General features: G+C 66.0%; 12 protein-coding genes. 3 read left to right on the forward strand and 9 right to left on the reverse strand.

What is annotated here, in order from left to right; all coding sequences use genetic code 11:
- Positions 1-5: 5 nt before the first annotated feature.
- From RTH46_RS23725 to RTH46_RS23745, 5 genes are read right to left on the reverse strand one after another with little or no spacing between them, the layout of a single operon-like run.
- Positions 6-1,529, reverse strand: a complete 1,524-nt coding sequence (locus RTH46_RS23725; protein WP_316906783.1) for a glycosyltransferase family 39 protein — start codon at positions 1,527-1,529, stop codon at positions 6-8.
- Positions 1,530-1,532: 3 nt separating this feature from the next.
- Positions 1,533-1,805 (reverse strand): lipid-A-disaccharide synthase N-terminal domain-containing protein, encoded by a 273-nt coding sequence (locus RTH46_RS23730; protein ID WP_153787953.1) that lies wholly within the window; start codon positions 1,803-1,805, stop codon positions 1,533-1,535.
- On the reverse strand, positions 1,802-2,545 hold the full coding sequence (locus RTH46_RS23735; RefSeq protein WP_316906784.1) for a glycosyltransferase family 2 protein: 744 nt from the start codon (positions 2,543-2,545) through the stop codon (positions 1,802-1,804). The genes RTH46_RS23730 and RTH46_RS23735 overlap by 4 nt, the downstream gene beginning before the upstream one ends.
- 35 nt (positions 2,546-2,580) lie before the next feature.
- Positions 2,581-3,555 carry an NAD-dependent epimerase gene (locus tag RTH46_RS23740; RefSeq protein ID WP_153787951.1) on the reverse strand — a complete coding sequence of 325 codons (975 nt, stop codon included), beginning with the start codon at positions 3,553-3,555 and terminating at the stop codon, positions 2,581-2,583.
- Positions 3,543-4,880, reverse strand: coding sequence for a UDP-glucose dehydrogenase family protein (locus RTH46_RS23745; RefSeq protein ID WP_153787950.1), 1,338 nt, complete (start codon positions 4,878-4,880; stop codon positions 3,543-3,545). Before RTH46_RS23745 ends, RTH46_RS23740 begins: the two co-directional genes overlap by 13 nt.
- Positions 4,881-5,089: 209 nt before the next feature.
- On the opposite strand from RTH46_RS23745, the gene RTH46_RS23750 reads away from it, so the two are divergent.
- The 3 genes from RTH46_RS23750 to pgm all read left to right on the forward strand — a co-directional run bounded on the left by RTH46_RS23750 (position 5,090) and on the right by pgm (position 10,708).
- On the forward strand, positions 5,090-6,739 hold the full coding sequence (locus RTH46_RS23750; RefSeq protein ID WP_316906785.1) for a VRR-NUC domain-containing protein: 1,650 nt from the start codon (positions 5,090-5,092) through the stop codon (positions 6,737-6,739).
- On the forward strand, positions 6,736-8,991 hold the full coding sequence (locus RTH46_RS23755; RefSeq protein ID WP_316906786.1) for an ATP-dependent DNA helicase: 2,256 nt from the start codon (positions 6,736-6,738) through the stop codon (positions 8,989-8,991). Before RTH46_RS23750 ends, RTH46_RS23755 begins: the two co-directional genes overlap by 4 nt.
- 79 nt (positions 8,992-9,070) lie before the next feature.
- On the forward strand, positions 9,071-10,708 hold the full coding sequence (pgm, locus tag RTH46_RS23760; RefSeq protein ID WP_153787942.1) for a phosphoglucomutase (alpha-D-glucose-1,6-bisphosphate-dependent): 1,638 nt from the start codon (positions 9,071-9,073) through the stop codon (positions 10,706-10,708).
- A gap of 162 nt (positions 10,709-10,870) precedes the next feature.
- On the opposite strand, the gene RTH46_RS23765 is transcribed toward pgm, so the two are convergent.
- The 4 genes from RTH46_RS23765 to kdgD all read right to left on the reverse strand — a co-directional run bounded on the left by RTH46_RS23765 (position 10,871) and on the right by kdgD (position 16,644).
- A complete protein-coding gene (locus RTH46_RS23765; protein WP_410478598.1) occupies positions 10,871-12,451 on the reverse strand; it encodes an aldehyde dehydrogenase (NADP(+)) in 1,581 nt (526 codons plus the stop codon).
- Positions 12,452-12,602: 151 nt separating this feature from the next.
- Positions 12,603-14,156: a galactarate dehydratase gene (gene garD / locus RTH46_RS23770; protein ID WP_316906787.1), complete on the reverse strand. Its 1,554-nt coding sequence runs from the start codon at positions 14,154-14,156 to the stop codon at positions 12,603-12,605.
- A gap of 79 nt (positions 14,157-14,235) precedes the next feature.
- Positions 14,236-15,591, reverse strand: a complete 1,356-nt coding sequence (locus tag RTH46_RS23775; protein WP_153787939.1) for an MFS transporter — start codon at positions 15,589-15,591, stop codon at positions 14,236-14,238.
- Between the two features lie 135 nt (positions 15,592-15,726).
- Entirely contained in the window at positions 15,727-16,644 is a 918-nt protein-coding gene (gene kdgD, locus RTH46_RS23780; protein WP_153787938.1) for a 5-dehydro-4-deoxyglucarate dehydratase, read from the reverse strand.
- Positions 16,645-17,062 lie beyond the last annotated feature (418 nt).

A 17,062-nucleotide genomic window follows, 5' to 3' on the forward strand; every position in this document is an offset into this window, starting at 1 on the left:
AGCTGCTATCGGGGCAGGGCGCCCCAGGCAAATGGGTAGACCTGTTTGGGGGTGGCCGGCTGGCATTGACCGGTGTCGGCATCGGCGCCCACCACATACCACTCGGCGCGCGAGGTATCGCCCAGCTTGCGTGCCTTGTCGGCACTGAAGCAGCGGCCCAGCTCGGTCGCCGGCAGCAGGGCGAACGCGGCGGGGTGCTGGCGCAACCAGTAGGCGGCCGTGTCTGCGGAAGAGCGGTTGGCAAAACCGAAGTGCACGATCGGCTGGCGGGCGAACAGCCAGTGCCCCTCGCGCCAGTTGACCAGCACCAGTTCGGCGCCGCCGGTGGCACGGGCGGCATCGGTCATCAGGGTTTCATGGGGGTTGCGGCCCTCCTTGATCGGCTCGACCAGGCCGCGTACGAACCACAGGCAGAACCACACCACGGCGATCACGGCAAACACTTTGCGCCAGCCTGGCCGGCGCTGGAACCAGCGCTTGAGCAACCAGGGCAGCAAGGGTGCGATGGCCAGCACCAGGCCGGGCAGCGCCGGGAAGATGTAAATCTTGCGCTTGCCGCTGCTGAGGCTGAAGAACACCAGCACCAGTGCCAACCAGCCGAGCAGCACCAGCAAGCGCCCGTCATGCTTGAGCAGTTGCCGGCGCCAGGCCGGTACCAGCCAGGGCAGGGCGAGGATCAGCGGCAGCCAGTACTTGGGGATGACCTTGGCGAAGAAGTACCAGAACGGCTCGCGGTGGTCCCAGGCATTGGCATAGCGGTTGGCGGTCTGGCGCAGCAGGATCTCCTTGAGGTACGCAAGCTCCGCCGCGCCGCCGCCATGGGCGATGGTCACCAGCAGTGGCAGCAGCCACACCGCGCAACCGGCCAGCAACCACGCCAGCCCCAGGCTCCAGCGCCAGCCCTGGCCAGGCATGGCCACCACGCCTCGCCAGTCATGCCGAACTGCCCAGGCATAGGGCAGCAGCATCAACGCCGGGACAAAGCCCACGCCCTTGCTGATGATGCCCAGGCCCATGGCCGCACAGCCCATGTAGAACCAGCCCCAGGCCGGGCCCAGCAGCAGGTGGCGAAGCAAACCGTAGAAACCCAGCGCGACCCACAGTGCGAGGAAACTGTCGATCTGCCCGGTGCGCAGGATGCTGTAGCTCTGGTAGGTGGCCAGGAACAGCAAGGCGGCGATGCAACCGATGCGCTTGTTCCACAGGCGCCGGCCCAGGTCGTACAGCACCGCCGTGGTGGTGGCTGCCGAGAGCAGGCCGGGCAGGTACAGGGCGACCTTGGGCAAGCCGGTCAAGGCGCTGAACAAGGCCACGGTCCACATGAACAAGGGCGGTTTGTCGCCGTAGATTTCGCCGGCACGGTGCGGGATGAACCAGTTGCCGCTTTGCAGCATCTCCAGGGCGACACCGAGAAAGCGTTCTTCGTCGACGTTCATCGGCTGGCGCCAGCCGATGCCGGCACCGACCAGCAGCAACGCCAGAGCGACCAGCGCCAGGCACTGGGCTGTGGGGGTTGTGAACCTGGGCAAGGGCTATTCCTTCTGCTCTTTGAACCGGGCGATCAACTGCAGGTTGCGCAGGTAGACCAGAAAGCCGAAGGCTTGGCCGATGATGAACACCGGGTCCTGGCGGTAGATGGCGTAGGTCAGCAGCAAGGCGCTGCCGAGCATGCTCAGGTACCAGAAACCCACCGGGATCACGCTGCGGCGCTTGTACTCGCTGTACAGCCACTGCAGCACGAAGCGGCCGGTGAACACGGCCTGGCCGGTGAAGCCGAGGATCAGCCAGAGGGTTTCGCGGGTCATCCTTCGAGCTCCTGTGGACGGGTGTCCAGGCGGGTGCGGCGGATCAGCCACCAGACCCCGAACAGGTCGAGAATGCCCACCAGGGCGCGGTCCAGGTTGCCGTACTTGGAGCTGCCGGCGTGACGCGGCCGGTGGTTCACCGGGTGCACCAGCATGCGGCCGTTGTGGCGCAGGATCAGCGCCGGGATGAAGCGGTGCATGTGGTCGAAGTAGGGCAGGCGCAGGAAGGCGGCGCGCTCGATCAGCTTCAGCCCGCAACCGGTGTCCGGGGTGGCATCCTTGAGCAGGCGGCTGCGCAGGCCGTTGGCGAAGCGCGAAGCCCAGCGTTTGCTGGCGGTGTCGCGGCGGTTGACCCGGTGCCCGGCCACCAGCTTGATGCCGCCGGCCAGGTCTTCGCTGGCACGCGCCAGCGCGAGCATCCCAGGGATATCCGCCGGGTCGTTCTGGCCGTCGCCATCCAGGGTTGCCAGCCAGCGACCGTGGGCGGCTTGGGCGGCGTGCCAGAGCGAAGTGCTCTGGCCCAGGCAGCGTTCATGGTGGAGGACGCGCAGTTGTTCAAAGCCTTGGGTACGCAGTTGCTGCAGCACGGCCAGGGTCGGGTCGCTGCTGCCGTCATCCACTACCAGGACCTCATAGCGCTCGTCTTGCAGCGCGTTGCGGATTTCCGCCAGCAGCGTCGGCAGGTTTTCAGCTTCGTTCTTTGCCGGAATCAGTACCGAAAGGTCTATCTGTTCAGTCATCGGGCCTGCCTGTGTTCTTGTTGTGAGTGCGTGGTTCAAGTCCGGTAGAAGTCCCGGTACCAGCTGACGAATTGGCTGACGCCCTGCTCGATCGAAACCTTGGGGGTGTAATCGATCCACTGCGCCAAGGAAGAAATGTCCGCCCAGGTTTCATGCACATCACCGTCCTGGAACGGCAGGTAATTGCGCGTTGCCGGGATGCCCAGGGCCTGTTCCAGGCACTCGACGAAGTGCAGCAGCCTGACCGGTTGGCCGCGGCCGATATTGAACAGTTGGCAGGGCGGTTGGCCTTCGGCCGGCTGTGGTGGTTTGCCGCGCAGGCGCTGGATGCTTTCGACGATGTCGTCGATGCAGGTGAAGTCCCGTGCCATCCGGCCGTGGTTGTAGACCTCGATGGGCCGGCCTTCGAGCATGGCCTGGGTGAACTTGAACAGCGCCATGTCCGGGCGCCCCCAGGGGCCATACACGGTAAAGAAGCGCAGGCCGGTGACGGGGATGCGGTACAGGTGCGCGTAGGTGTGCGCCATGAGCTCGTTGGCGCGCTTGCTCGCGGCGTATAGCGAAACCGGCTGTTCCACCGGGTCCTCGACGCTGAACGGCAGCTTGGCGTTGGCGCCGTACACCGAACTGCTGGAGGCATAGATCAAGTGGCTGGTGGGGTGCCAGCGGCAGGCTTCGAGGATGTTCAGAAAGCCGATCAGGTTGGCCTGGCCATAGGCCTTGGGGTTGTCCAGCGAGTAACGCACCCCGGCTTGGGCCGCCAGGTGGATGACCTCGCTGAAAGGCTGCCTGGCGAACAGCTGGAGCAGGGCGTCCGAATCGGCAATGTCCAGCCGCTGGAAGCGGAAGTTCGGCCACTGGGCCAGCTGTTGCAGGCGCGCCTGCTTGAGCTCGACGCTGTAGTAGTCGTTGAGGTTGTCGATGCCGACCACCTCCAGGCCTTCCTGGCACAGGCGCTGGGCGAGGTGAAAGCCGATGAAGCCCGCGGCGCCGGTGATCAATACGGGCATGGCGGCTGCACCTGGCCACGGCCGATGCCGTAGTAAGTCAGGCCGGCGGCGGTCATGTGCTCGGGCTCGAACAGGTTGCGCCCATCGAACACCACCCGGTCGGCCAGCAGCTGCGGCACCTGGTCCAGGTTCAGCACCCGGTAGTCCTGCCACTCGGTAACGATCACCAGCGCATCGGCGCCCTGCAGCGCATCGTCCTTGCACGGCACCAGCTGCAGGTCGGCACGCTCGCCGTAATGGCGTTGGATTTCCTCCATGGCCTGCGGGTCGTGGGCCTGCACCCGGGCGCCCGCGGCCCAAAGAGCTTCGAGCAGGACCCGGCTGGAGGCCTCGCGAATGTCATTGGTATTGGGCTTGAACGACAGCCCCCACAAGGCGAAGACCTTACCGCGCAGGCCATCGGGGTAGTGCCGGGCGATCTTGGCGTACAGCCGGTTCTTCTGTCGCGCGTTCACCGACTCGACCGCGCGCAGCAGTTGCGGCTCGAAGCCTTCGGCCTCGGCGCATTTGCTCAGGGCCTGCAGATCCTTGGGGAAGCACGAGCCGCCGAAGCCGCAGCCGGGGTAGATGAAGTCGTAGCCGATGCGCGGGTCCGAGCCGATGCCACGGCGGACCATCTCGATATCCGCGCCCAGGTGCTCGGCCAGGTTGGCCATTTCATTGATGAAGGAGATCTTCGTCGCCAGCATGCAGTTGGCGGCGTACTTGGTCAGCTCGGCGCTGCGCGCATCCATGACCATGAGTTTTTCCCGGTTGCGGCTGAACGGCAGGTACAGCTCGCGCAGCAGCTCAAGCTCGGCCGGCCCGGCGCCACCGATGATGATGCGCTCCGGGCGCATGCAATCGTCGACCGCCGAACCTTCCTTGAGAAATTCCGGGTTGCTGATCACCCGATAGTGCTCGGCATTGGCGACCGCCTGGCGGATGCGCGCCTTGATGCGGTCGACCGTGCCGACCGGCGCGGTGGATTTGTTGACGATGATCTTGGGGCCGTCAGCATGTTCAAGGATGTTGTCGACCACCGCGAATACATGCCTGAGGTCGGCGCTGCCATCGGCCTGGGGCGGGGTGCCGACCGCGATGAACAGCAAGGGGGCGAAATGGGTCGCCTTGGCTGCGTCGGTGGTGAAGCTCAAGCGGCCACAGGCCAGGTTCCTTTTCAGCAGTGAGGCAAGGCCCGGCTCGTAGAGGGGGCAATGGCCCTGGCTCAAGGTGGCGACCCGCTCGACGTCAACATCCATGCACAGCACCGAATGCCCCACCTGGGCCAGGCATGCCGCCTGGACGAGGCCCACATAACCCGTACCGAAAACCGTAACCTTCATCTCGCAGCTCCATGACCGAATTCGGGCGGGCCGTTACCCATGCCGAGGTACCTGGTGAGCAGGCTGAAAAAAAATGTCACAGTCTTGTTTAAGGTTTGTTACTGCACCTGGCGTACGGCGGGTTACCAAGCGCGCGACCCACGGCACTTGCCTGGCCCTGGGGTCTGTATGTATAACCAGTGTCCATTTCCCGCGCCCGATCCCGCACCGTGATTGCCCATTCCGTCGATGACCCGTTCTATTACCTGCACAACTTCCGTCAGGTGCTGAACTGGGTCGAACAGCGTTACGCCGACCTGCTCGATGCCCACGAGCACGGGTTCATCCGCGCCTTCGCCGGCTTGCCGGTGCCTGCCCAGGCCCTGTTGGTACGCATGGTCATGCGCAAGGGTGAGCTGTTTCGCAGCGACAAACTGAACTACGACGAGATCGGCGATACCGACAGCGCCCTGGCACCCTTGCTGGGCCTGGGCTGGGTCGATGCCGAGGCGCCGCTGACGCTGGAGCAGTTGTGGCCGCTGCTGCGCAAGGACGAGGCACTGCAGTGTTTTGCCGGGCAACTGGGCCGGCCCAAGGCGGGCAAGGCCGAACTGCTGGCGCAGTTGCAGGCCTTGCAACTGGCGCCGCGTTCGCTCGCCGCGTGGTACCCCGATTGCCCTGCACAGATCATCCACTGGCGCTTGCAGCCGCTGTGCGACCGCCTGCGCCTGCTGTTTTTCGGCAATCTCTACCAGGACTGGTCGGAGTTCGTCCTCGCCGACCTTGGGCTGCTGCGCTACGAGCAGGTGGCCTTCGCCGAAGACTCACGGGCCCTGCGCCAGCGCAGCGAGGTCGAGCTGGCCATGGCCCTGCACCAATGTGGCGAACGCCTGGAGCAGGGCGAGGCGCCCGCCACGCTGCTGGCGACGCTCGACGGGCTGGGCAGCGACAACCCCTGGCTGGCCCGGCGGCGTGCACGGTTGCTGTTCAATCTCGGGCAGCACTGCGAGCGCTTAGGCGAATGGGACCTGGCGCTGCAGGTGTATGGCGATTGCGCCCACCCCGAGGCGCGTATCCGCCAGGTGCGGGTGTTCGAGCGCAGCGAGCAGTGGCCGCAGGCGCACGCGCTGGCGGCCGACATGGCGGCGGCGCCGGCCAACCCGCTCGAGCGTCAGGCCCTGGAGCGCATGCTGCCGCGCCTGGCGCGCAAGCTTGGCGGGCCGGCGCAACCCCGTCGACGCAGCGATGCAGTGCAGGTGATCGAGCTGGAACTGCCGGCCGAGCTTGCGGTTTTCGGGGTGGAGGAGGCGGTCCGCCGGCATCTGGAACAAAGCGGCGGCGTGGCCCACTACGTCGAGAACACCCTGTTCAACAGCCTGTTCGGCCTGCTCTGCTGGGACGCCATCTTCGCCCCGTTGCCAGGGGCGTTCTTCCACCCGTTCCAGAGCGGGCCGCAAGACCTGCACGATGGCGACTTCCAGCAACGGCGGGCGGCGCTGTTCGAGCAGTGCCTGGGGCGGCTCGACGATGGCAGCCATTGGCAGGCGATCCGCGACTGCTTCAGCGCCAAGCAGGGCCTGCAGTCGCCTTTCGTGTTCTGGCAGATGCTCGATGAAGCGCTGCTCGAGCAGGCCCTGACGTGCCTGCCCGCCACGCACTTGAAAGCCTGCTTTGTGCGCCTGTTGCAGGATATCCGCAACAACCGCGCGGGCATGCCCGACCTGATCCAGTTCTGGCCCGACGAGGGGCGCTATCGCATGGTCGAGGTCAAGGGCCCGGGTGACCGCCTGCAGGACAGCCAACTGCGCTGGCTGGCGTTCTGCAAGGAGCACGGGCTGCCGGTGGTGGTCTGCCATGTGCGCTGGCAGTCGGCGCCATGAGCTACACGGTAGCGGTACGCGCGCTTTGCGAGTTCAGCGCCAAGGTGGGCGACCTCGACCTGCGCTTCACCCCGTCACCGACTGCCCAGGAGGGGATCGCCGGCCATCGCCGGCTGGTAGCTCGGCGTGCTGCCGGCTACGAGGCCGAAGTGGCGCTGGAGGGCGAGTACCAGGGCCTGCGTGTGCGCGGCCGCGCCGATGGCTACGACCCGGCAGGCAACCGCTTGGAGGAGATCAAGACCCACCGTGGCGACCTGGCCCGCCAGCCCGACAACCACCGCCAGCTGCACTGGGCCCAGGCCAAGGTGTATGCCTGGTTGCTGTGCCAGGCGCGGCAGCTGACGGACATCGAGGTGGCGCTGGTCTACCTGGATATCGACAGCGACAGCCAGACGGTTATCAGCGAGCGCCACAGCGCCGCCGATCTGCAGCAGTTCTTCGAAGCCCAGTGCCAGCGCTTTCTCGCCTGGGCAAGGGCTCAGGAGCAGCGCCTGGCCGAGCGCAACCGTGGCTTGCAGGCGTTGGCGTTCCCTTACCCCGAACTGCGCCAAGGCCAGCGCCAACTGGCCGAGACCCTGTACAAGGCGGTGAGCACCGGCCGCTGCCTGATGGCCCAGGCCAGCACCGGCATCGGCAAGACCCTTGGCACCCTGTTCCCGCTGCTCAAGGCCGTGGTGCCGCAGCAGTTGGACAAGCTGTATTTCCTCACCGCCAAGACCCCGGGCCGGGCGCTGGCCCTGGATGCCCTGCGCCAGCTTACCGCTGACGGCACCCAACCGGCCCTGCGCACCCTGGAGCTGATCGCTCGCGACAAGGCCTGCGAGTACCCCGAAAACGCCTGCCATGGCGAGTCCTGTCCTTTGGCCAAAGGTTTCTACGACCGCCTGCCCGCGGCGCGTGAGGCAGCAGCGGCAGTGCCGTTGCTCGACCGCGCAGCCCTGCGCGAGGTGGCCCAGGCACACCAGGTGTGCCCGTATTACCTCGGCCAGGAAATGGCGCGCTGGGTCGACCTGCTGGTGGCCGACTACAACTACTACTTCGACGCCCATGCGCTGTTGTTCGGCCTGGCCCAGGCCAACCAGTGGCGCACGGCAGTGCTGGTGGACGAAGCGCACAACCTGGTCGAGCGCGGCCGGCAGATGTACAGCGCCAGCCTCGACCAAGGCCAGTTGCAGGCGCTGCGCCAGGCCAAGCCGGCGGGCCTTGGCAGCGCGCTGGATCGGCTCAACCGCCAGTGGAATGCGCTGTACAAGGCGCAAGTGGCGCCGTACCAGGCCGGCGAGCAGCTGCCCGATGGATTTCTGCGTGCGCTGGCGCAGTGCATCGGGCTGATCCAGGAGCGCATGAACCAGGCACCCGCCGACGTGGAGCCCAAGGTGCTGGAGTTCTTCTACCAGGCATTGCAGTTCAGCCGTATCGCCGAGTTGTTCGATGAGCACTTCCTGTTCGATATCAGCCAGCGCAATGGCCCGCGGGGCCGACGCCTGGCCACCCTGTGTCTGCGCAACGTGGTGCCGGCCCGGTTGCTTGGGCCGCGGATGAGTGCCGCACGCAGTGTCACGCTGTTCTCCGCCACGCTCAACCCGCGGCACTACTACAGCGACCTGCTGGGCATGCCGGCCGACACCGCCTGGCTGGAAGTGGCCGCACCGTTTCGCGCCGAGCAGCTGGAAGTGCGCATCGTCAGTGAAGTGTCCACCCGTTACCAGCAGCGCCAGGCCTCGCTGGCGCCGATCGTCGAGCTGATCGCTGCGCAGTACGCGCGTCAACCTGGCAATTACCTGGCGTTTTTCAGCAGCTTCGAATACCTCGAGCAGGTCGCTCGGCTATTGGCCGAACGCCACCCCGGGCTGCCCCAATGGCGCCAGGCGCCGGGCATGGACGAGGCCGGGCGCGAGGCCTTCCTCGCGCGGTTTGTGGCTGACGGGCAAGGCGTTGGTTTTGCCGTGCTCGGCGGTGCCTTCGGCGAGGGCGTCGACCTGCCGGGAACACGGCTGATCGGCGCCTTCGTCGCCACCCTGGGCCTGCCCCAGGTCAACCCGGTCAACGAGCAGTTCAAGCAGCGCCTGGGGCGGCAGTTCGGTGCCGGTTTCGACTACGCCTACCTGTACCCGGGTGTACGCAAAGTCATCCAGGCCGCCGGTCGGGTGATCCGTGGCGACCAGGACCGTGGCGTGCTGCTGCTGATCGACGAGCGCTTCGCCGAACCCCGGGTGCGGCAGATGTTTCCCCGTTGGTGGCGATACGCCTGAACGCGCCCATCGCCTGGCGTTGAAACTCCCAGTACACTTCGCGTTCCAACCCCAACATTCGTTGCTTTCGAGGTTTTGCATGACGCTCAGTCCTTTGGCAGGCAAGCTGGCTCCGGCCAGCGTGCTGGTCGATATTCCCCGGCTGTTGACCGCCTACTACACCGGCCGCCCCGACGCCGCCGTGGCGGCCCAGCGCGTGGCCTTCGGCACCTCGGGGCACCGGGGCAGCTCGTTCGAGCTGAGCTTCAACGAGCATCACGTGCTGGCCATCACCCAGGCCATCTGCCTGTACCGCCAGGAAAAGGGCATCGACGGCCCGCTGTTCATCGGCGCCGACACCCACGCGCTGTCCGCCCCGGCCGCCGCCAGCGCGCTGGAAGTGCTGGCCGCCAACGGCGTGCAGGTACGGCTGAGCAAGGACGACGAGTACACCCCAACGCCCGCGGTGTCCCACGCCATCCTCTGCCACAACCGTGGCCGTACACAGCAACTGGCTGACGGCATCGTCATCACGCCGTCGCACAACCCGCCACAGAGCGGCGGCTTCAAGTACAACCCACCCAATGGCGGCCCGGCCGACAGCGACGTGACCAAGTGGATCGAGGCCAAGGCCAACGAACTGCTGGCGGCCAACCTGGCCGGGGTCAAACGTATGGACTACCAGCAGGCACTCGAGGCCGCGACCACCCAGCGGCATGACTACGTGAGCAGCTATGTCGCCGACCTGGAAAACGTCATCGACTTCGACGTGATCCGCGGCGCCAACCTGCGCCTGGGCGTCGACCCGCTGGGCGGTGCCGGAGTGCGCTACTGGTCGGCCATCGCCGAGCGCTACCAGCTGAACCTGGAAGTGGTGAACACCGAGGTCGACCCGACGTTCCGCTTCATGTGCGTCGACTGGGACGGCCAGATCCGCATGGACCCGTCCTCGCCGTATGCCATGCAGGGCCTGATCGGCCTGCGCGAGCGTTTTGACGTGGCCTTCGCCTGCGACCCGGACCACGACCGCCACGGTATCGTCACCGCCGACGGCCTGCTGCAACCGAACAACTACCTGGCCGTGGCCATCGACTACCTGTACCGCAACCGCCCGCAGTGGCGCAAAGACGCGGCCGTCGGCAAGACCGTGGTCTCCAGCGGCCTGATCGACCGCGTCACTGCCGCGCTGGGCCGTGAGCTGTACGAAGTGCCGGTGGGCTTCAAGTTCTTTGCCCCGGGCCTGTTCGACGGCTCCTTGGGCTTCGGTGGCGAAGAAAGCGCCGGTGCCTCGTTCCTGCGTAAGGACGGCTCGGTCTGGGCCACTGACAAGGACGGCCTGATCCCGGCCTTGCTGGCCGCCGAGATGACCGCCCGTACGGGCCGTAATCCGAGCCAGATCTACGCCGATCTCACCGCAAAACTGGGCAAACCCTTCGCGACCCGTGTCGAGGCCAAGGCCGACTTGCGGCAGAAGGCGGCGCTGAGCAAGCTGGCGCCGGAGCAGGTCAAGTCCACCGAGCTGGCCGGTGAGCCGATCGAGCAGATCCTCAGCCATGCCCCGGGCAACAACCAGGCCATCGGCGGCCTGAAAGTGATGACCGCCAACGGCTGGTTCGCCGCGCGGCCGTCCGGCACCGAGGACATCTACAAGATCTACGCCGAAAGCTTCATCGACGAGGCGCACCTCAAGCGCCTGGTGGAAGAAGCCCAGGTGCTGGTGGACGCGGCGATCGCCTGATCGCCAACGCTGCTGGATCTAAACCAATGGGGCTGCTCCGCAGCCCTTCGCGGGTAAGCCCGCTCCCACAGGATTTGCGCTTGCAGTACCTGTGGGAGTGGGCTTACCCGCGAAGGGCCGCAGAGCGGCCCCATTTGATTTATCTGCATTGCATCCAGCTGATCAGATCGCCGCGTCGCTCCACTGGCCATTGACCAGGCGGCGCAGCCCCAGCGGGTTGCCGTCGCGCAGGGCTTCAGGCAGCAGCGCCTGCGGGTAGTTCTGGTAGCACACCGGGCGCAGGAAACGGTCGATGGCCAGGGTGCCGACCGAGGTGCCACGGGCATCGGAGGTGGCCGGGTAAGGGCCGCCGTGGACCATCGCATCGCACACCTCGACACCGGTCGGGTAACCGTTGACCAGGATGCGGCCGACTTTCTCCTCCAGCAGCGGCACCAGCCAGGCGAAGGCTTCGAAGTCCTCCGGCTCGCCAATCAGCGTGGCGGTGAGCTGACCACGCAGGCCGAGCAGGGCGGCGCGCAGTTGCTCGTTGCCGGTGACTTCCACGGCCACGGTGGTCGGGCCGAACACTTCTTCCTGCAGCAGCGGGTCGGACTCCACCAGCAGGCGGGCGTCGGCCTTGAACAGCTGGGCGCGGGCCTGGCTGCCTTCTTGGGCCTGGCCGGCCAGGTGCTGGATGCCGGCGTGGGCGTGCAGGTGTTCCAGGCCGCCAACGTAGCTGCGCAGGCCGCCCGCATTGAGCATGGTCTGGCCGGCCTGGGCGTCCAGGTGCTGGCCGAGGTCAGCCAGCAGTTGGCTGAACTGCGGCGATTGCAGGCCGATGACCATGCCCGGGTTGGTGCAGAACTGGCCTGCACCCATGCATACCGAACCGGCCAGCTCACGGGCGATGGCCTCGCCACGCTTGGCCAGGGCGCCAGGCAGGATAATTACCGGGTTGATGCTGGACATCTCGGCGAATACCGGGATCGGCTGCGGGCGTTCTGCGGCCATGCGGCACAGGGCGTCACCGCCTTTGAGCGAACCGGTGAAACCGACGGCCTGGATAGCTGGGTGCTTGACCAGCCATTCGCCGACACCGCCACCGAAGACCATGTTGAACACGCCCTTGGGCATGCCCGTGCGTGCGGCGGCGCGCTCGATGGCGCAGCCGACCAGGTCGGCGGTGGCCATGTGGCCGCTGTGGGCCTTGAACACCACCGGGCAGCCGGCGGCCAGGGCGGCGGCGGTGTCGCCACCGGCGGTGGAGAAGGCCAGCGGGAAGTTGCTGGCACCGAACACCGCCACCGGGCCGACGCCGATGTGCATCTGGCGCAGGTCGACCCGTGGCAGCGGCTGGCGCTCGGGCAGGGCCAGGTCAATGCGTGCACCAAGGTAGTCGCCGCGGCGCAGCACCTGGGCGAACAGGCGCATCTGGCCGCTGGTACGGCCACGTTCGCCCTGGATGCGGGCGGCGGGCAGGGCGGTTTCACGGCAGACGATGGCGACGAAGCTGTCGTCCAGCTCGTCAAGCTCGGCGGCGATAGCGTCGAGGAATTCAGCGCGGCGTGCCGGGGGCAGTTGGCGGAACTCGGCGAAGGCAGCCTTGGCGGCGCTGGCGGCCTGGTCGACTTCGCTTTCGGTGGCTTGGGCAAAGCTGTAGGGCAGGGCTTCGCCGCTGGTGGCGTCCAGGCTCTGCAGGCGCTGGGTGCCGGCGGCGCTGCGTTGGCCTGCGATGAAGTTGTGGCCGAGGATCTCAGGCATGGGGTGCTCCTGTAGTCGCTGAAGGAAGAGTGCTATTGGGGCAGGTTTGCTTGGCCGCTGTGGGAGCGGGTTTACCCGCGAAACAGGCGACACGGTGCATGGCACCGGCTTCGCCGGTGTTCGCGGGTGAACCCGCTCCCGCAGGGGCGCATCAGGTAATCGGGGCCGGGTTGAACAGGGTGATGTCGTTGTGCAGCCCGTGCTGCTCGGCCCAGGTCTGCTTGCGGCCGCTGGCCACGTCCAGGTAATAGCGGAACAGCTCCCAGCCCAGCTCCTCGATGCTCGAGCGGCCGGTGGCGATGCGCCCGGCGTCGATGTCGATCAGGTCGGGCCAGCGCTGGGCCAGCTCGGTGCGGGTGCACACCTTGACCACCGGCGCCATGGCCAGGCCGTAGGGCGTGCCGCGCCCGGTGGTGAACACGTGCAGGTTCATGCCGGCGGCCAGCTGCAGGGTGCCGCAGACGAAATCGCTGGCCGGGGTGGCGCAGAAGATCAGGCCCTTGCGCGTCACCCGCTCGCCCGGGCCGAGCACGCCCTGGATGGCGCCGCTGCCGGACTTCACGATCGAGCCCAGGGACTTCTCGACGATGTTCGACAATCCGCCTTTCTTGTTTCCCGGCGTGGTATTGGCGCTGCGGTCGGCGGCGCCCTGTTGCAGGTAGCGGTCGTACCAGTCCATCTCGCGCACCAGCGCTTCGGCCACCTCTGGCGTTTCGGCGCGGGAGGTGAGCATGTAGATGGCGTCGCGCACTTCGGTGACTTCCGAGAACAGTACCGTGGCCCCGGCGCGCACCAGCAGGTCGGCGGCATAGCCCAGCGCCGGGTTGGCGGTGATGCCGGAAAACGCATCGCTGCCGCCGCACTGCATGCCGAGGATCAGCTCGCTGGCCGGTACCGTCTCGCGGCGGCGCTGGTCGAGTTTTTTCAGACGGGTTTCGGCCAGTTGCATGATCTGCTCGATCATCTCGACGAAGCCCAGCGAGGCGTCCTGCAGGCGATACAGCCACGGCTCGCTGAGGTCCACCGAGGGGTCGTTGTCGTGCATTACCTGGCCGGCCTGGAGTTTTTCGCAGCCCAGGCTGATCACCAGCGCTTCGCCGCCCAGGTTGGGGTTGCGCGCCAGGTTGCGCACGGTGCGGATCGGGATGTAGGCGTCGCGGGCGTTGATCGCCACGCCGCAGCCGTAGCTGTGGGTGAGGGCGACCACGTCATCGACGTTGGGGTACTTGGGCAGCAGCTCGGTGCGGATGCGCTTGACCGCGTGATCGAGCACACCGGTCACGCACTGCACGGTGGTGGTGATGCCGAGGATGTTGCGGGTGCCGACGGTGCCGTCGGCGTTGCGGTAGCCCTCGAAGGTGAAGCCTTCGAGGGGCGGCAGGGCGGCGGGCACGGCGTCGCAGCGCGGCAGGCTGTCGAGCTCGGGCGCAGCCGGCATGTCCAGCTGATCTTCCTTGACCCAGCTGCCTTGCCGCAGCAATTCGCGGGCGTAGCCGATGACTTGGCCGTAGCGGCGCACAGGGGCACCGGGCTGGATATCGACGGTGGCCACCTTGTGACTCTGCGGCACGCCTTCGACCAAGGTCAGGCCGTCGGCGAAACGGGCGCCTTCGCCCAGGCCGCCGTCGTTCACCACCACCACGACGTTGTCGTCATCGTGCAGGCGGACGTAGCGGGGCGACTCGGAATGTTCGATCAACTGCATGGTCAGGCCCTTCTGGTTATTTCTCTCAGGCGTTCATACGGCCGCCGGCGCCACATGCACGGGCGCCGGGGGCTTTCACTCAGTGGCGCGAACCTGCCAGTTCAGCGGTTGGCGCGGGTTCTTCCTTTGGGCCGTCCTTGAGCTCGATGCGCTTGATCGGGCCGACGATCACCAGGTAGCTGAACACCGCCACCAGGGCGTTGGCGCCGACGTACACCAGCGCCCACTTGAACGAACCGGTAGCACTGATGATGTAGCCGATGACGATCGGTGTGGTGATCGAGGCGATGTTGCCGAAGGTGTTGAACAAACCACCCGACAGGCCGGCGATCTGCTTGGGCGAGGTGTCGGCCACCACGGCCCAGCCCAGCGCGCCGATGCCTTTGCCGAAGAAGGCCAGGGTCATGAAGCCCACCACCATCCATTCGGCGTCGACGTAGTTGCAGAACACCATGGTGGTCGACAGCAACAGGCCACAGACGATCGGCAGCTTGCGCGAGAAGGTCAGCGAGTTGCCGCGGCGCAGCAGCCAGTCCGACAGCACACCGCCGAGCACGCCACCGATGAAACCGCAGATCGCCGGCAACGAGGCGATGAAACCGGCCTTGAGAATGGTCATGCCGCGTTCCTGCACCAGGTACACCGGGAACCAGGTGAGGAAGAAGTAGGTGATGGCGTTGATGCAGTACTGGCCCAGGTACACGCCCAGCAGCATGCGGCTGGTCAGCAGCTGCTTGATGTAGCCCCATTTTGGACCGTCGTTGCCGCGCTTCTGGTCCATGTCCACCAGGCCGCCGTTGTTCTCGATGTGCTCGAGTTCTTCGGCGCTGATGCGCGGGTGCTGGCGCGGGTTGTAGATGGTCTTCATCCACACTGCGGAGAACACGATGCCCAGGGCACCCATCACCACGAACACGTGCTCCCAGCCAAAGGTGAACACGATCCAGCCCATGATCGGGGCGAACAGGGCGGTGGCGAAGTACTGCGCCGAGTTGAAGATCGCCGAGGCGGTGCCGCGCTCCTGGGTTGGGAACCAGGCCGCAACGACACGGGCGTTACCCGGGAACGACGGGGCTTCGGCGAAACCGACCAGGAAGCGCAGGGTGAACAAGGTCACGACCGCCCAGGCCACCGGCAGACCGCCGACGAAACCTTGCAGCAGGGTGAACAGCGACCAGGTGAAGATGCTGAAGGCGTAGACGTTCTTCGAGCCGAAGCGGTCGAGCAGCCAGCCACCGGGGATTTGCCCGGCCACGTAGGCCCAGCCGAAGGCGGAGAAGATGTAGCCGAGGGTGACCGCGTCGATGCCAAGGTCTTTTTGCAGGCTGGAGCCGGCGATGGCGATGGTGGCGCGGTCGGCGTAGTTGATGGTGGTCACCAGGAACAGCATCAACAGGATCAGGTAGCGCACATGCGTCTTTTTCGTCGCTTGCATGCTGCTTACTCCCACTAGTTATTTTTGTGCGGGCTTTCAGATTGTGTTTGGCGCCAGGGCAGGGCGCTGGACCGCGTTGCGGCCCATTGCCGACAAGCCGGCCCCTGTGGGAACCGGTTTGTCGGCGATCGGGGCTTACAGCGTCTGTGGCCCCATCTTGTCCATCAGCGCGGCGAGCATCTCGTACTCTTGCGCGGTCAGGTCGGTCAGCGGCGTGCGCACCGGGCCTGCGTCGTAGCCGGCGATCTTGGCACCGGCCTTGACGATGCTCACGGCGTAGCCGGCCTTGCGGTTGCGGATGTCCAGGTACGGCAGGAAGAAGTCGTCGATCAGCTTGCCGACGGTGGCGTGATCGTCACGGGCGATGGCGTGGTAGAAGTCCATCGCGGTCTTGGGCACGAAGTTGAACACCGCCGAGGAGTAAACCGGCACACCGAGGGCCTTGTAGGCGGCAGCATACACCTCGGCGGTGGGCAGGCCACCCAGGTAGCTGAAACGATCACCCAGGCGGCGACGGATCGACACCATCAGCTCGATATCGCCCAGGCCATCCTTGTAGCCGATCAGGTTCGGGCAGCGCTCGGCGAGCTTTTCCAGCAGGTCGGCATTGAGGCGGCAGACGTTACGGTTGTACACCACCACACCGATGTTCACTGATTTGCACACTGCTTCGACGTGGGCGGCAACGCCGTCCTGGCTGGCTTCGGTGAGGTAGTGCGGCAGCAGCAGCAGGCCTTTGGCGCCCAGGCGCTCGGCTTCCTTGGCGTATTCGATGGCCTGGCGGGTCGAGCCGCCGACACCGGCGAGGATCGGTACCGAGGTGGCGCAGGTGTCGACTGCGGTCTTGATCACCTGGCTGTACTCGCTGGCGGCCAGGGAGAAGAACTCACCGGTGCCGCCGGCGGCGAACAGTGCGCTTGCGCCATAGGGGGCCAGCCATTCCAGGCGCTTGACGTAGCCGGCAGGGTTGAAGTCGCCCTGGGCGTCGAAGTCGGTGACCGGGAAAGACAGCAGGCCGTGGGAGAGGATGGATTGCAGTTCTTGTGGAGTCATTGTTGTAGGCATCCTGTGGCGCTTGGGTGAAGGGTGTTGTTCTGCGTTGGAGGTAAGTTATCGTACAACCTATTCGATGGCTAGTCCCCTTGGGTAGATTTTTTGGTTTGGGGTATTCGCCTTCAGGTGTTTGTTGGCTTTGAGATCGAGCGCCGCCCGCGCGGCGCATCGCTGGCAAGCCAGCTCCCACAGTTTGTTTCGGGCCAATCATTCCTGTGAAAGTACCGGCGCCTGCCTTGGTGCATGTCTTGAGTCATGTGCAGCGGCGACAACGCCCACGCTGAAACCGCGTCGGACCAACAAGGCGGACAGTGATGAACTTGCAGGAGTAACTGGCCCGAAACAGATAATGAAATGGCTACCCCCGCCTCACCCTGTGTCAGCCCCTAAGCTTTCACAGGGTGCCTATTCGGAGTGC

This window comes from Pseudomonas sp. zfem004, from assembly GCF_032621715.1.
Taxonomy (GTDB): domain Bacteria; phylum Pseudomonadota; class Gammaproteobacteria; order Pseudomonadales; family Pseudomonadaceae; genus Aquipseudomonas; species Aquipseudomonas sichuanensis.

Excerpts from the sequence above, each read along its gene's own strand:
- pgm (WP_153787942.1), top strand. The coding sequence starts at position 9,071 with ATGACGCTCAGTCCTTTGGCAGGCAAGCTGGCTCCGGCCAGCGTGCTG.
- RTH46_RS23765 (WP_410478598.1), bottom strand. The coding sequence starts at position 12,451 with ATGCCTGAGATCCTCGGCCACAACTTCATCGCAGGCCAACGCAGCGCC.
- RTH46_RS23755 (WP_316906786.1), top strand. The coding sequence starts at position 6,736 with ATGAGCTACACGGTAGCGGTACGCGCGCTTTGCGAGTTCAGCGCCAAG.
- RTH46_RS23745 (WP_153787950.1), bottom strand. The coding sequence starts at position 4,880 with ATGAAGGTTACGGTTTTCGGTACGGGTTATGTGGGCCTCGTCCAGGCG.
- RTH46_RS23730 (WP_153787953.1), bottom strand. The coding sequence starts at position 1,805 with ATGACCCGCGAAACCCTCTGGCTGATCCTCGGCTTCACCGGCCAGGCC.
- garD (WP_316906787.1), bottom strand. The coding sequence starts at position 14,156 with ATGCAGTTGATCGAACATTCCGAGTCGCCCCGCTACGTCCGCCTGCAC.
- kdgD (WP_153787938.1), bottom strand. The coding sequence starts at position 16,644 with ATGACTCCACAAGAACTGCAATCCATCCTCTCCCACGGCCTGCTGTCT.
- RTH46_RS23775 (WP_153787939.1), bottom strand. The coding sequence starts at position 15,591 with ATGCAAGCGACGAAAAAGACGCATGTGCGCTACCTGATCCTGTTGATG.
- RTH46_RS23735 (WP_316906784.1), bottom strand. The coding sequence starts at position 2,545 with ATGACTGAACAGATAGACCTTTCGGTACTGATTCCGGCAAAGAACGAA.
- RTH46_RS23740 (WP_153787951.1), bottom strand. The coding sequence starts at position 3,555 with ATGCCCGTATTGATCACCGGCGCCGCGGGCTTCATCGGCTTTCACCTC.